The organism is Vibrio eleionomae (assembly GCF_009874545.1).
Classification (GTDB): domain Bacteria; phylum Pseudomonadota; class Gammaproteobacteria; order Enterobacterales; family Vibrionaceae; genus Vibrio; species Vibrio nitrifigilis.
On record NZ_WEKT01000013.1, the window covers coordinates 61,382 to 76,675 of the forward strand.

A 15,294-nucleotide genomic window follows, 5' to 3' on the forward strand; every position below is an offset into this window, starting at 1 on the left:
CGATTATTGAACATATCTAATAGTGAAAAGTGTAAAGGTTAGAGTTACTCTAAGGTAAAGAGCTATTTTGCAAATTAGTGAGGTTGTCACACTTGGGTATCAGACTGTTTTCTATTCAAGAATTTTCTCGAATAACGGATATTTCACCTCATACACTGCGTTTCTTTGACAAAATTAATTTGTTAACGCCTTTGCGCCAGCCCAATGGGTATCGGCAATATACAGTGAAACAAATTGCTCAGGCTGAAGTGATTACACTGTTACAAAAGGCAAAAATGTCAAATACGACGATTGCCTCGTTACTACAAGGCGGCATGACCAAAGATATGATCGCACAATTCAAAGAGAGTCATCTCGCTTTGAGAGAGGAAATGCGTCAGTTGGAAATAGCGCATAATCAGCTTGGCGAGGCTATCCATCGCCTCGAAGAGATGGCCTTTGTCAAAGATAATCTTAATCAGCCATTTTGTGTATATCGGGATGCCACGACGCTTGGTTATGTAGAGAGTGGAACGGAACCAACTCATATAGTGGATTTGTTTGCCACAATTCACCGCATTATTGGTGAACCTTCATGGGCGTATTTAAAAACTCACGGTGTGATCACCGCCAGTAGTGCCGTTAATGGCAACGCCTACCCATTATTAGCGATGTATGTTGATGATGCTCGCTTGATGAAGCACCGTACCATGATGATGCCTGCTGGGCGGTATTGGTCGGTATACAGTGCGGGAAGCATGGAGAACAACCCGGCGGTAGGGGAATTAATTCAATTAGTGCATCAGTCTGGTCATTCGATCCCAGAAACAATTTACATCCAGCAAGTGAGTGGGCCGATGATGGAACAGAATAAACAAAAATTCATTGTGCAAATTTTGCTTCATATCGGTAAATAATTCATATAAATCATATTAATAGTGGATTTATAACCCCATTCTCTTTTTTTGATTTTGCTTAGTCACTGCATTTTTGGTTCATTAGGTTGACTGGTCCATAAATAGGTTCTAATATGAACCACATGATAAAATGAACCAAAAAAGGAAGAAACTATGAGTCATTGTTATGGTTACATTCGTGTATCACCAAAAATTAAAGATATTGATTCTCGTATCGAAGCATTGAAAACCCAGTATCAAGACATTGAATTATTTGTAGAGACTGGCATAAAAGGGGGCGTTCCTCTCAGTGAGCGACCTAAGTTCCAAGAGCTTGATGCCAAATTAGAAAACGGTGATGAGCTTGTTGTTTGGTGGATTGATGAATTAGGTAAAGAGTTTTCACATTGCCTAAACAATATCAAGACGCTGATTGATAAAGGCATTACGATCAAATCGAATGTGGAATCACTAGAATTTAAGCTAAACGATAACATCAGTGATGCGTTGATTAAAATGCTAAAAGGTTATGCTGAATCTGAAAAACATCGCCGCTTGTTTGCTGCAGAACTCGGTCGTCGCGCTCTAAAACAAGAGCCGGGTCACTGGAAGGAAAAGTTCCGTGGTCGCCAGAAAAACGAAGGTCAGCATCAAGAAATCGCTCAAGCCTTGTTTGAAGGTAAAACGTTGCAAGCCGTCGCTGATGAAACTGGTGCAAGTTTATCTACAGTTAAACGTGTTAAAGCGAAAATTAAGCAGCAAGATGAATTAGGCACTTTGCGCGGTCGTGGGCATGGTGGCAGAGGTCATGGTGGTAAAGGCCACGGTGGTAGAGGTCATGGTAGTCGAGGTGATGGTAGTCGAGGTGATGGTAGTCGAGGTGATGGTAGTCGAGGTGATGGTAGTCGCGATCACGGTAAAGGCATGGGACACGAAAAAGGTCGAGGCCACAAAATGTACGGTGAAGGGAAAGGTCGCCGTCGTGGTCAGGGCAAGATTGTTCCAGAAACTGAGAGTACAGAAAGCGAATAAGTCTTACATAGCCTTGAATAGGCATCGCTGAAAATGAAAGTGTCGGTTCTGCGGAGGGTGAAGAATTGACACTTACCTTTTAGAGAGTAAGTGTCTAATTAATTACCAATCGACGCCTTGCAAGGCTTTTACACCGGACTCAAAAGCATGCTTGATATTTTTCACTTCGGAAACAGTATCGGCAATCTCTATCAATTGGCGGTGTGCGGCTCGGCCTGTAATGATGACCGATTGCATTGCTGGGCGATGGGTTAACGCTTCAATGACTTCATCTAAATCGATATAACCGTAATTCACCATGTAAGTGAGTTCATCAAATAGTACGACATCGAGCGTCTCATCTTTTAGCATACGCTGACACTCTTGCCATACCACCTGAGCCGCTGCGGTATCCGTTTCTTTATTTTGAGTTTCCCAAGTAAAACCAGTGGCCATGACTTGGAACTCAACCCCTAGTTTTTCTAGTAGGTTACGCTCACCATTATCCCATGTTCCTTTGATAAACTGTGCAACAGCACATCGTTTACCGTGCCCTAACGCACGAGCGACGGTACCGAATCCTGAAGTCGATTTCCCTTTTCCATTACCCGTGATAATCAGCAGTAATCCTTTGACTTCTTGAGCTGAGGCGATTTTTGCATCTACTTTATCTTTTACTTTTTGTTGTCGAGCTTTGTGGCGCTCTTGTTTTGTCTTGTCCTCAGACATAATCCATCCTCATCGTTCGTATTTAAGAATAATAACCCAATATGGTCACTACAAAAAACCATGAAGAACCAAAGGGCAACTGCTCAGTATTTATGAACAGATCATTGTTCATAATTAACCGTTTACTGTTCTGTAAGTTGATGAATTGTATTCTTTTTTTGTTATCGTATTTGATAGGTTTATAGCAAGATCTGTGTGATATTTAGCCGTGCTATGGAATTAGTTGGAACCCAATTCATTCTTTTTAAATAACAATTTTATTTTCTTGTAAGAAAGTATTACTCAACTAAATACACATAAACTAAGTGCTCATTTGTGTGTATGGGTGTGACTAAGGGAAACCTTAACACGAATTGTGTGATACACGGGAGACGTTCAATGAATGTCCAAGCGTTAAAAAAGAGCGCTGTTGCGTTGTGTTTTCTTTCCAGTTTATCTTTGGGAGTAGCGCAAGCAGCGGATACAGGTGGCTATGCCACTACAACGGGTGGTGATAGCTATACGTCTACAACAGTAACGACACTAGCAGAACTTAAAGCCGCGATTGCTAATGGTTCTCACCACATTATAGTTAAAGGTACGATTTATGGCGGTAGTTCTCTAACTACCCTTACCTTTGCCACAACTGACTGGAACAACACCACGATTGAAGGCGCTTCAGGTGGTAATGCTGCTCTAGAAAACATCCAACTGAAGTTTGATGGGGAGCAACTGAGTACCGGTACCAATATTGAAAATATCAAAATTTCCAACCTTTCTTTCTACGGCAATATCTCTGATTTACAAAATCTACCAACACAGATTTATGGTACTGATGACAACGTTGGGATTAACTACGAAGGCGTTTCATTGCGCCGTATTACCAACGCCTACATTACGCATTGTAACTTCTTTGATACCAGTGATGATTTAATGAGTGTGACGCTTTCATCTGACGATGTCACTATTTCCTATAATCATTTCTATTTTACGGACGATTGGGCAAATATGAGTCCTGACCCTCTCTGGAATTGGGTGGGATCGTATACGGATTTAGCTGGTGAGCGTCTGGCGATGGTTATCGGTGCAAATTATTCTGACTCTTATGTAGCAACTGGATATTTACATGTGACGGTCCATCATAACTGGTTTGGACCTAATATGCGTGGACGTCCTTTGTATCGTGGATGGGTTCATCAATATAGTAATTTATTTGATAACCATCCGGCGTTAACTGGCACGGTCACGGCTGAAGATGGTAATGAGTACACGCAGAAACAATACGAGGCCGATCAGATTGTAAGTGGTGGCGTGCTGTATTCTGAATCGAATTATTTCTATTACACCAATAATACTAATACGATCTCAGAGGACTCCAGCGGTTATGACTATAAGTTCTACGAGAAGAACAATACGTACAGTAACACGACGGGTACCTCAAGTACTGGGGACAGTTTCTCTTCCTTCCCTGGTGATTACAGTTATACGGTGACGTCTGCGAGCAATGTACCGAGTGTGGTTGAAGCGAGTGCCGGGCCACAATAATAGAACGTAATCAAGAACACTTTTCCTTTATTGGTAGAGACTGCTATTTTGATTACGCTGCATAAGCAGTCACTTTCGGTAATGGGAAAGTGTTTACGTGTGATGAGGAGTCGTTAATGGTAGATAAACCCGTGTCTATTTTAGTTGTTTGTATGGGGAACATTTGTCGTTCGCCAACTGCTGAAGCTGTGTTTAGAGTCAAAGCGGAGCAATTAGGTATAAAGGTAGATATTGATTCTGCAGGAACGATTGCCTATCACCAAGGCGAGTCCCCAGATCCACGGGCACAAGCAGCAGGTCAAGCTAGAGGTTATTCGTTTAAAGGCATCCGGTCGCGGCAAATACAGAAGCAAGATTTCGTCGATTTTGACTATATTTTTGCTGCTGATGAACAAAATAAGCGTGACTTATTGCATGATTGCCCAAAGGAATTTCAACACAAGATTTCATTATTATTGAGTCACATAGCGTCAGATTATCATGAAATTCCCGATCCCTATTATGGGGGAGATAAAGGGTTCGATTTAGTGTTAGATTTATTGGAACTATCGGCCGAAGCAATTTTAAGAAAGGTGTGCGAATGTCACTAGCTATGAATAGATATGTAAAATTTAGGTAAAAATCTATTTGATTTTTGTGTCGATCCAGACAACACTAGTACAATATGAAAAAATGTTAATATAACACTTACTAATTAATATACTACTAAAGTGGTGTGGTATTTCCATTGAACGTGTGTAACTATCTGATTGTAAAACAACTAAGTTGTAAATAGATGATACTAATCACGCTTTTGGGGATGCAGGGTAATGATATCCGTTATTAAATAATGTGTTTTATGTGAGCTGCTAAAGCGATCTCTTATGAGTAATTAGCGTAAGCTAGTGAGTAAGGTGATAGGGTGTTAGCCATTAGGTTGCGGCTAAACACAATAAGTATTTTGATCACCTGAGGTTTTTTCTCGGGTAGGTAAGAAAGAATATTGCTCAGGTCGTGCAAGCGAACAGTGAACAGCGTAGGCGAAGACAAAATTTTAAGGCCTTTTGATTTTCGTGATCTCACGGTGTTTTCTGCCATTGGGGAGGTGGCTGAGCAATCCCTCATCGTTGGAGTGTCATCCTGTGTCGCTCCAATCATCTCAACTTTTTCTTGTCATTTAATGAGAGAGTTTTCTTTTAGTACAGAGTAAAAAGGCCGCTTAGCGACCTTTTTACTAACTGGAAGAGCTTAGAAAGTACGGCTGTATTGCAATCCCATCAAAACAGCATCAGCACGAGTTGTTGCTGTTAGGGTTGTACCTGCAGACGTTTCTTTAACATCGACATCTTTACCTAGTAGGTAAGTGACCCCGAAGTCAACATTTGACTGATCGTCAATCGTGTAGGTTAGGCCAGTTGAGAACCATTGGCGATCTGAATCTGGTACTGAAATCGAAGTAACGGAATCTTGAGCGCTGGTATCGTACATATAGCCTGCACGTAGAGTCCAAGTCTTATTCACGTAGAAAGTACCACCAATCGCATAGTGCCAGCCATCTTGCCAGTCATACTGTTTTTCGTATGTTTCGCCAGCTGATGTCATAGCAACAATAGGTGAACGGCTTGAATCTAGGTTATCAAAGTCGATATTGTCAAATGAACTCCAACCGATCCATTGAACGCTGTAGTGCACGGCAAAACGAGTGTCTTTAATACGGTGGTAGCCAGAGAATTCTGCGATGTCTGGTAGTGGTAGAGTGATCTCTTGGCCATAATCGTCTTTCGCTTTGAATTCAGGGCTGTAGTGGTAAGCAAAGCCAAAACGGTTATTTTCATCCATTTCGTACACTGTACCAAGGTTAAAACCGACAGCCCAACCATCCGCTTTGTCTACGTTTACTAGCGCAGTACCGGCAGTAAGAGACGTACCTAATTTGTAGTTTGTTGCTGCTGCAAGTGTCGCACTTGCTTTGCGCTTCATCGTGCCTTGACCATAGATAATGTCTAAGCCTGCACCAAAGCTCCATTCTTTGCTTAAACGGTATGAGCCAGCAAGGCAAAAGTTAAAGCTTTTAAGGTCAGTCAAACCACCGTATTCAGAGGCGGTGTAATCACTAGAGAATTCTGTTTTTGTACCGAAGTTTGAATAAGCATCGATACCCCAAGCAAATTTATCATTCACTGGTACGATCAAATGAATGTTAGGGGCTACGGAGGTGCCACCAACGTCGTCCGTATCATCAATCGATGTCGTCCCATTATAGGTGGCATCTTTAACATCGATCATGGTCGTGATCGTTTCAAAACCCAAAGAAAAAGAGGTTTTGTCAAATAGCGCCATTGTTGCAGGGTTACGAGCCATTGATGCAGCGTTATCTGCAATGACCGCGTCACCAGCAAAAGCACGGCCAAGGCCTGTTGCTGATTGGGCATTAAGTTGGAACCCGGCAGCAGCAGCTTGCTGAGTCGCTAGACATATGGTCGAAGCAATCAGTGTTTTGGTAAACAGACGCGTCTTTTTCATGTGTATTTCCTATAAAACTCCGCCTCTTTTGGGCGTTATTTCGAGCAATTGCTCAAGAAGGTGCAGATACTAGTCGTTAGTGTAAAGGATACATATCCGACCATTGGCTAATTTGGCGATAAATTTGCCAAACTGACGGCTAAATGAGGTAAATAGGCTATGAAACTGAATGAAATAGAGTTTATGCTCTAATGGGGTTTCCCCAGTTTTTGACGTGCTGCTTGCGGTTTAAAATAGGAGTATATGCACCACGCTAACGAGAAAAGAGAGATTTTCTGGTAAAACGTCATTTTGAGGTGAAAAAATAGATTTTTAATATAAATATCCCCAAATGCCCTCAAGATGCAGAAGTCAGAGTTTTATCACGGTAGGAATGGTCATTCCCTTTACGCGCGGTAGCCTTGCTGGTAGTGAGTTGTAAAGAAAAATATGCACAGAGATTGTTTTGAATCAAGTTTCAATTTCATGCTGCTTATAAATCACCTTAAAATTGATCTAATTCAAATTTTGTTGTGTTGAAGCCGTTATAGTTGTTCATGTCATCTAGTTAGCCGTAAGGCTAGCGTGTTGAGCAAGATGACACTTCCTTTTGAAGGCTGACTTTACTTTCTCCTAATCAGGAAACTGATTATTTTCAATTGGCGTAAGTTAATTGCTTTATAATTCCGACCACACAAAGCATTGTGTGGTTTTTTTTTGCCTATTTTATGCTTGGCGGTCGCTTATTTGTCGAGCCTAGTTATATCTCACGTTTATTCTAGCCCGTATTTGCCAACCCTAACATTCTGATTACACTTTAAATCATAGAAATTGTGTATTGGTTTAGGAAGCGGCAGTAGGGTTTAAGCTGCATTTCGAAGTAATTTAACTACCTAGGAATGGATATGGCGCGTCAAAATGTTTCTACACGTTCTGGTTGTCGGGTTGCGATTGTAGCAGGACTACGAACGCCTTTTGCCCGACAAGGTACTGAATTTAAAAACCTAACTGCAATCGATCTCGGGCAAATGGTGGTAAGTGAATTAGTCCATCGATACGATCTTAACCCCATTCCTATTGATCAGGTCGTTTTCGGTCAAGTCGTACAGATGCCTCAGGCCCCAAATATTGCCAGAGAAATAGTGCTAGCATCACAATTGCCTGTTGCTACCGATGCGTTTAGTGTAAGCCGAGCGTGTGCAACGAGTTTTCAAGCCATCATTAACATTGCTGAAAGTATTATGGTAGGCAGTATTGAATCAGGCATAGCCGGTGGCGCTGATTCTTGTTCAAATTTGCCGATAGGCGTCACGCAAAACTGTGCTGCAACGTTACTCGCGATGTCAAAGCAAAAGACGTGGTTGGGTAAAGCTAAATTGTTGCGCCAATTGTCATTGAAAGATTTTCTTCCTGTTCCCCCTCCTATTGCAGAATATTCGACCGGCCTCTCAATGGGAGAGACCGCTGAGCAGATGGCGAAGACCTATCATATTAGCCGCCAAGAGCAAGATGAATTGGCGCATCGTTCACATCAACATGCCGAACAGGCTTGGCAAGAAAAACGCCTTGATCAGGAAGTGATGACGGCTTTTCCTCCTCCGTACCAACAAGTACTAGCGAAAGACAATACCATTCGAGCTCACTCTACATTGGAAGAACTCGCTTTGTTAAAGCCCGTTTTTGATCGCCGTTATGGGAGTGTGACCGCGGGTAATAGCACACCACTGACTGATGGGGCAGCTGCAATAGTGTTAATGGCTGAAGATAAAGCGCGAAGCCTAGAGTTACCTGTATTGGGCTATATTCGCTCTTACGCGTGGTCAGGGCTTGGTGTTGAAAAAGATATGTTATTAGGCCCTGCCTATGCGGTGCCGAATGCATTAGACAAAGCAGGGATTCAACTCAAGGATCTCACGCTGTTCGATATGCACGAAGCATTCGCTGCACAAGTGCTTGCTAACTTAAAACTATTTGCCAGTGAGCATTTTGCAACTCACCAACTGAGGCGTTCGAAGGCCATTGGTGAGGTAGATATGGATAAATTTAACGTTCTCGGAGGATCCATTGCATATGGACACCCATTTGCTGCGACAGGAGCACGTTTAATTACTCAAACGCTGAATGAACTACAGCGTCGTGGTGGAGGATTGGCCCTTACAACAGCATGTGCTGCTGGTGGACTTGGTGTTGCGATGGTATTGGAGAGTGAATAATGGCATCTGAAAATCGAGGCTTTAGTTTATCAATCGATAACCATTCAGTTGCGTGGTTACAAATCGATTTACCTAATGAAGCGGTCAATACCTTGCGTGCTGAGTCTGTGACTCGGATTAATGAAATACTTACTGAGTTACAAAATCAGCAACAACGCATCAAAGGATTAATCATTTACTCGGCAAAGCCGGATAACTTTATTGCCGGGGCTGATATTAACATGATCGACCGATGTCAATCTGTTGATGAGGCGCGTCAATTAGCTCACACCGGACAAGATGTCTTTAATCAGTTACAGAGCCTGACTTTTCCCGTCGTTGCGGCTATTCATGGTTCGTGTTTAGGAGGAGGATTAGAGTTAGCGTTGGCATGTGATTATCGTGTTGTTAGTGATGATGACAAAACACGGTTAGGCTTTCCTGAAGTTATGCTTGGACTACTACCTGGCGCAGGTGGAACCCAACGATTGCCAAGGTTGGTTGGTTTGATTCCCGCATTAGATCTCATACTGACTGGGCGTTTGTTGAGAGCTGGAAAGGCGAAAAAACTGGGGTTAGTCGACGATGTAGTCCCGCAAGATATTTTGTTAGAAGTCGCGCAAAGATGGCTAGAAAAAAAGCGGCCGAAGAAACCTCTGTCTTCCATGTTTGAACGTATGCTAACTCACTCTAATTTTTTACGGCGACTTGTGTTTGATAAAGCGGCGGCAAAAGCCTTTGAAAAAAGTCGCGGCAACTATCCAGCGATTGACGCGATTTTTCAGGTCATGCGGGTCGGTATGCAGCAAGGAATGAAAAAAGGTTTGCACGAAGAAGCGAAGCAATTTGCTGATTTGGTTATGACCAAGCAGTCGCGCGCTCTTAGGCATCTGTATTTTGCCAATAATATTCTCAAGAAACACTATCCGAGTGATGGCTTAGTTCCGATTGAAAAAGTGCAAGTTGTTGGTGGTGGTTTAATGGGGTCTGGGATTGCCTACGTGACTGCCACCAAAGCACAAGTGATGACTCGCATTCAAGACGTGAGTGAACAAGGCGTGCTATCGGCGTTACAATACAGTTATACTCGGCTTCAAGATAAACGTACTAAACGTCATTTAACATCGCGGCAAGTAAAACAATCCTTGAGCCGTCTCTCTGGCGATCTCTCTAACGCGACTCTACCTCAGGCTGATTTAGTCGTAGAAGCTGTGTTTGAAGATTTAGCGCTTAAGCAGCATATTGTCAGCCAGTTCGATCAATTCGCGCCTCAACAAGCCATTTTTGCTACCAATACGTCCTCATTACCAATTAGCCAAATCGCTGAAAATTCATCTCGTAGTGAGAATGTGATTGGCTTACATTATTTTAGTCCAGTAGAAAAGATGCCGTTGGTTGAAGTCATACCGCATAAACATACTTCTTCTGAAACGGTTGCCAAAACCGTAAGTTTTGCTCGTCGCCAGGGGAAAACTCCGATTGTTGTCAAAGACAGTGCTGGATTTTTTGTAAATAGGATATTAGCGCCATATTTAAATGAAGCTGCGCAGTTAATGCTTGATAACCAACCGATAGAAGAGATAGATGCGGCATTGACCAACTTTGGATTTCCGGTTGGGCCGTTATGTTTGCTTGATGAAGTCGGTTTAGACATTGGTGCAAAAGTTAGCCCGATACTCGTACAAGAATTAGGGGATCGATTTAAAGGGCCAGATATTTTTTCGGTGATGCTTAATGACGGCAGAGTAGGGAAGAAGGTCAGAAAAGGGTTTTATCATTACCCAGTAGACAAACCTAAAGAGGTCGATCGTCAGGTCTATCGGTTGTTTGGTTTGTCGCCAGAAAGTTATTTAACGCCTAAAACAGTGGCTATGCGCTGTTTATTACCAATGCTCAATGAGGCTGTTCGATGTCTAGATGAGGGAGTGATAGCTGCGCCCGAAGATGGTGATATAGGTGCAGTTTATGGAGTCGGTTTTCCGCCATTCTTAGGTGGTCCATTCCATTACATGGATGGATTAGGGTTAGTTTGTATTTCTGAGTTAATGACTCGTTATGCTGATACTTATGGACCCAGGTTTTTTCCTTGTGAAGGCATTATCCAACGAGCAGAACAAGCGAAAGCATTTTATGACTAAATAATTACGCATCAAGGTGCTTATATGAGGTTGTTGCTCTTATCTTGAGAGCCAAGAAAAAGGCAACTTATGCCGTAATAGCATAAAAAGTTAGTTTTTTATTTTGAATGAGAATGTGAAATGTAAGTTTATAACTCGCTTTTAATGTTGCTAAATTGCTAAGCTATTGCGTTGAAAATTTAGCATAGCTAACAAGATATAGGTCACAGTTATCAGTGTATTTATAATTTAGAGTGATAACTCTATCAATGTAATAAGCTGTCTTTATCTGTACTTATTGAATTCTCCCCAATTCGCGCGTTGATAAGGAATCTGTATGGACGCATTAGATTTATTACTCTCACGTCGTTCTATGGCGAAGCTTACGTCACCAGCTCCTGAAGGTAAGATTCTCGAAAATATAATCCAAGCAGGCTTGAGAGCTCCTGATCATGGCAACCTAACGCCATGGCGTTTTGTTATTGCTCAGGGTAGTGGTCTACAAAAACTATCAGATATATTGGTGAAAGCGGCTGTTGCAGAGCAAAGTGATGAGTCGGTCGTTACTAAATTAAAAAATGCCCCATTTCGGGCTCCGATGGTTATTACTGTTATCGCTAAGGTCACGCCCCATGAGAAAGTGCCAGCTCTTGAACAGCACCTGTCGGCAGGATGTGCGGTTCAAGCAATGCAAATGGCTGCAGTGGCTCAGGGGTTTCAGGGGATTTGGCGTTCTGGTAATTGGATGTTCCATCCTGACGTTCATCATGCATTTAAGCTAGAAGGTGAGGATGAAATTGTCGGGTTTTTGTATTTAGGTACGCCTACCGGAAGCGCTATGGCTCCACCTAAAAGAGCATTGGGTGATTTTGTAGAATTTTTATAATTGAGTGACGGAGAGGGCCTTGGTATGTAAGGCCCTTTCGTTCTCTATTAGTATTTAGTGAATGTGGTAACTAATCACAAAGTCAATGAATAAGCGGACTTTTTCCGGTAGATGGTCTTTGTGGTTATATAACATATAAATATCACGAGGATTCGCGGACCAGTCGTTCAGTACGCGAACTAATTTGCCTGCTTGGATGTATTCATCCAGCATGACATCAGGCATTAATGTAATGCCTAACCCTTGTGTGCAAGCATGACGCACAACGTCAATAGTATTGGCCTGAAAACGGCCTTTATCTAAATTGACAACGGATTCGCCTTTATTGTTAGTTAATTGCCATTTAATCAGTGGGTAACCTTTCAATAAAGAATGTTGGGTGAGTTCTTCGGCGTGATTCGGTGTCGGGTTTTTTGCTAAATAGTCTGGACTTGCTACTAATATGTCTTTCACTTCACTAATTTTACGGGCAATCAAGCTTGAGTCCCGTTGAGGACCTACTCGGAAGATAACATCCCATTCAGTGGGGTCGAGGCGGTCTGCGTGATTACTTGTCGTCAATTCAATATTGATTTCTGGATATTCCTGCATGAAATCAATAAACATTGGCATCATTAATCGTTTAGTAAGGTTGGAAGGAGCAGAGATTTTTATTTTCCCTGACGCCCCACGGCACTCATCGGTGATTTCTTCTGCCATTGAGGCTAGCCGTTCTAGTAATGGAGAACATTCACCAAAGAAGCGTTCTCCTGCTTCGGTCAGTGATAGCTTGCGGGCATGGCGATTCAAAAGTCTAAGATTCAACGAATCTTCAAGCGCTTGAATGCGTCGGGTGATGGTTGCTACGGGGATCATAGTCTTACGTGAAGTTGCGGTGTAGCTGCCATTTTCGACAACCAGTCGAAAGAGGTTTAGGTCATCTAATTTCATAGTTCCTGACACATTATTTTATGAGTTGGAGTAATTTATACGCATATCGGATGTCAAAGTTTGAGACATATCAACGACTAGTATGATATGTCATATTCCATACATATAGTATGCAACTATGTGTAAAACCGGAATATTTGTATAAATGTTATTTCAAGACTACCTTAATAGGTAACGTATGAAACTATCCTATAACAATAAAAAAATTTGTGAACAGGAAGAGCATAGTGAGGTAGATGCTATGTACAAAACTAATGTTCAAAATGATGATGGAGCTGAGGGGCAGGTGAACCTGAACCAACAATCTAAAGTCATTATGCTTGTTGACGACGATCCGATCTTTCGTCGTATTACAGGCGCGTTTTTAGCGGCTCAAGGATATGAAGTCGTTGAGGCTGAGGATGGACTCGATGGATTACGTAAATTACAGGAGGCGCAGCCGGATCTCATTTTATGCGATCTCTCTATGCCCGTGCTAAACGGTATTGAGTTTGTTGAAGAAGTGAGCATGGAATATCCGTCCATGCCTCTCATTGTGGTATCGGCGACTCAAGATATGTCGGAAGTCGCGAAAGCGCTGCGTTTTGGCATTAAAGATTTTCTGCCTAAACCTATCAATGACCACCAACACTTGAGTTGCTCCATCGAAAGTACTTTAGAAGCGACAGAAAATGCTATGGCCAGCCATCGCGATTTTTCTAGTCAGTGGTTTCGTGTTGATGGTGAAGGTGAGTTACCTGAAGAGCGAGAGTTGCATTGGCACCTTGATTACTTACACAAGAATCCAAATGCAGCGAAAGAGTTACTTCATGCACTGTTACCTGACAATGATACGGCGCAAGGTGCCTGGCACTGCAGTTATCGCTTGCTGCAATCAACAGAAACGATGCCATTAGTGTTTGATTATGTATGGCTGTTAAACGGTCAAATGGCCTTTTACATTGTTGATTCCTCAAGTAACGATGAAAGCGGGGTAGGGACAACCTTACTTGTACGGGCCTTGTTCCATGATTACTTACGTAATTTACGACGTAATAGCGTTGATTTAAAAGACATGGCGGCCATATTAGAACGTGGAATTAAATGTTCAGAATGTGCTGGGCCGGTGACTGCCTTGTTTGGACTTGCTGATTTTAACGATGGCTCGCTATCGATCTTACCTGCAGGATTAGACAGCCAATGGTCAAATGAAGTTAAAAAGCATCATATTGCTGGTAATGTGTGTTTGGGTAACAATTGCTTGAAAAACTTTGTCACTAATGACTTGTCGATTACCAAAGGCTGCAAAGTGGCGATACATAACACCGGAGCTAGCAGTTTTACCTTCGATATTTATACTAACCAAGATCTATACGAAATATAACGTGTTATAACGATCGCGCTTATTAGGGGGAAAGACCAATAAGCGCGACCCATTTCTGTGTTCTCTACCTTCAGTCCCATGTTAAATATATGTCTCTGATTCGAAAATCTCTCACGCGTTTTGCGTGTCTTCTCTTAGGATGGATTGCACTCTTATTAGGTATTGTTGGCATTGTATTACCTGTTTTGCCAACCACTCCTTTTATTTTATTGGCTAGCTTCTGTTTTATAAGGTCTAGTCCACGTTACCATTCATGGCTACATCAACATCCTTGGTTTGGGCCGATATTAACCAATTGGGAGAAAAATCGATCTGTATCAAAAATAACCAAACGGCGCGGTTTGGTTGTTATTGTTCTAAGTTTCTGTTTTTCAATTTATATTGTTCGGTATTTATGGCTTAAAGTGCTATTATTTGTCGTTTTTGTCGTTCTTATAAGCTGGTTTATTAAGCTACCAGTGAACGAGCTAGTTGATAACAGGCGTGAAAATCACTAGCATTATGAAGAAGTGTGCCCACTCTTCGAGTGGGCGTTTGTTTTTTCAGCGCTTAGAAATTATTGTATTTCGGGCGAAGAACCATAAACAGCAATGCTGTGATTATTCACGGGAGCATTGTCTCAATCGAAGTTAATTTTATTATGACAACCGAAACTCTTTCACTTATTAAATCAAGCATTAAAAGCATTCCTGACTACCCAAAACCAGGCATTCTGTTTCGTGACGTAACCAGTTTGCTAGAAGATGCAAAAGCTTATCAAGCGACCATTCAACTTTTGGTAGATAAGTATAAAGCTCACGGTTTTACCAAGGTGGTAGGTACGGAAGCTCGTGGTTTCCTTTTTGGTGCCCCATTAGCGCTTGAATTAGGTGTGGGTTTTGTACCTGTACGTAAACCAGGCAAACTACCTCGTAAAACTATCGCACAAACCTATGATTTGGAATATGGTACAGATACCTTAGAAATTCATGTTGATGCGATTCAGCCTGGCGATAAAGTGCTTGTTGTTGATGACCTTCTGGCGACTGGTGGCACAATTGAAGCGACCACTAAACTGATTCGTCAATTAGGCGGCGAAGTGGAGCATGCTGCATTTGTCATCAACCTACCAGAGATCGGTGGTGACAAGCGCCTGGAAGGTTTAGGCTTGAACGTTTACAGTATCTGTGAATTTGACGGTCACTAA

At 42.1% G+C, this 15,294-nt stretch carries 13 protein-coding genes; 10 read left to right on the forward strand and 3 right to left on the reverse strand.

What is annotated here, in order from left to right; genetic code table 11:
- Positions 1–92 precede the first annotated feature (92 nt).
- A complete protein-coding gene (locus F9817_RS09600) occupies positions 93–896 on the forward strand; it encodes a MerR family transcriptional regulator (protein WP_161154875.1) in 804 nt (267 codons plus the stop codon).
- Positions 897–1,049: 153 nt separating this feature from the next.
- Positions 1,050–1,907 (forward strand): recombinase family protein, encoded by an 858-nt coding sequence (locus tag F9817_RS09605; RefSeq protein ID WP_161154877.1) that lies wholly within the window; start codon positions 1,050–1,052, stop codon positions 1,905–1,907.
- A gap of 102 nt (positions 1,908–2,009) precedes the next feature.
- On the opposite strand, the gene cobO is transcribed toward F9817_RS09605, so the two are convergent.
- Positions 2,010–2,615, reverse strand: coding sequence for a cob(I)yrinic acid a,c-diamide adenosyltransferase (gene cobO, locus F9817_RS09610; protein WP_161154879.1), 606 nt, complete (start codon positions 2,613–2,615; stop codon positions 2,010–2,012).
- 378 nt (positions 2,616–2,993) lie between these two features.
- On the opposite strand from cobO, the gene F9817_RS09615 reads away from it, so the two are divergent.
- Both F9817_RS09615 and F9817_RS09620 read left to right on the forward strand, forming a co-directional pair.
- The gene (locus F9817_RS09615; protein ID WP_161154881.1) at positions 2,994–4,139 is read left to right on the forward strand and encodes a pectate lyase family protein; all 1,146 of its coding nucleotides are present in this window, start codon (positions 2,994–2,996) and stop codon (positions 4,137–4,139) included.
- A gap of 116 nt (positions 4,140–4,255) precedes the next feature.
- Positions 4,256–4,729, forward strand: coding sequence for a low molecular weight protein-tyrosine-phosphatase (locus F9817_RS09620; protein ID WP_161154883.1), 474 nt, complete (start codon positions 4,256–4,258; stop codon positions 4,727–4,729).
- A 637-nt stretch (positions 4,730–5,366) separates the two neighbouring features.
- On the opposite strand, the gene F9817_RS09625 is transcribed toward F9817_RS09620, so the two are convergent.
- On the reverse strand, positions 5,367–6,641 hold the full coding sequence (locus F9817_RS09625) for an outer membrane protein transport protein (RefSeq protein ID WP_161154885.1): 1,275 nt from the start codon (positions 6,639–6,641) through the stop codon (positions 5,367–5,369).
- Positions 6,642–7,525: 884 nt separating this feature from the next.
- Here F9817_RS09625 and fadI point away from each other — a divergent pair.
- The 3 genes from fadI (at position 7,526) to F9817_RS09640 (ending at position 11,815) form a co-directional block, all read left to right on the forward strand.
- The gene (gene fadI, locus F9817_RS09630) at positions 7,526–8,833 is read left to right on the forward strand and encodes an acetyl-CoA C-acyltransferase FadI (protein WP_161154887.1); all 1,308 of its coding nucleotides are present in this window, start codon (positions 7,526–7,528) and stop codon (positions 8,831–8,833) included.
- Positions 8,833–10,950, forward strand: coding sequence for a fatty acid oxidation complex subunit alpha FadJ (fadJ, locus tag F9817_RS09635; RefSeq protein WP_161154889.1), 2,118 nt, complete (start codon positions 8,833–8,835; stop codon positions 10,948–10,950). The genes fadI and fadJ overlap by 1 nt, the downstream gene beginning before the upstream one ends.
- Before the next feature lie 316 nt (positions 10,951–11,266).
- Complete coding sequence (locus F9817_RS09640) at positions 11,267–11,815, forward strand: NAD(P)H nitroreductase (RefSeq protein ID WP_161154891.1); 549 nt, start codon at positions 11,267–11,269, stop codon at positions 11,813–11,815.
- Positions 11,816–11,869: 54 nt separating this feature from the next.
- On the opposite strand, the gene F9817_RS09645 is transcribed toward F9817_RS09640, so the two are convergent.
- A complete protein-coding gene (locus tag F9817_RS09645; RefSeq protein WP_161154893.1) occupies positions 11,870–12,745 on the reverse strand; it encodes a LysR family transcriptional regulator in 876 nt (291 codons plus the stop codon).
- Positions 12,746–12,986: 241 nt separating this feature from the next.
- Between F9817_RS09645 and F9817_RS09650 the strand changes: the two genes are divergently transcribed.
- From F9817_RS09650 to apt, 3 genes are all read left to right on the forward strand, one after another.
- Positions 12,987–14,108: a response regulator gene (locus F9817_RS09650; RefSeq protein ID WP_161154895.1), complete on the forward strand. Its 1,122-nt coding sequence runs from the start codon at positions 12,987–12,989 to the stop codon at positions 14,106–14,108.
- 89 nt (positions 14,109–14,197) lie between these two features.
- Entirely contained in the window at positions 14,198–14,605 is a 408-nt protein-coding gene (locus tag F9817_RS09655; protein ID WP_161154897.1) for a YbaN family protein, read from the forward strand.
- 143 nt (positions 14,606–14,748) lie between these two features.
- Positions 14,749–15,294, forward strand: coding sequence for an adenine phosphoribosyltransferase (gene apt, locus F9817_RS09660; protein WP_161154899.1), 546 nt, complete (start codon positions 14,749–14,751; stop codon positions 15,292–15,294).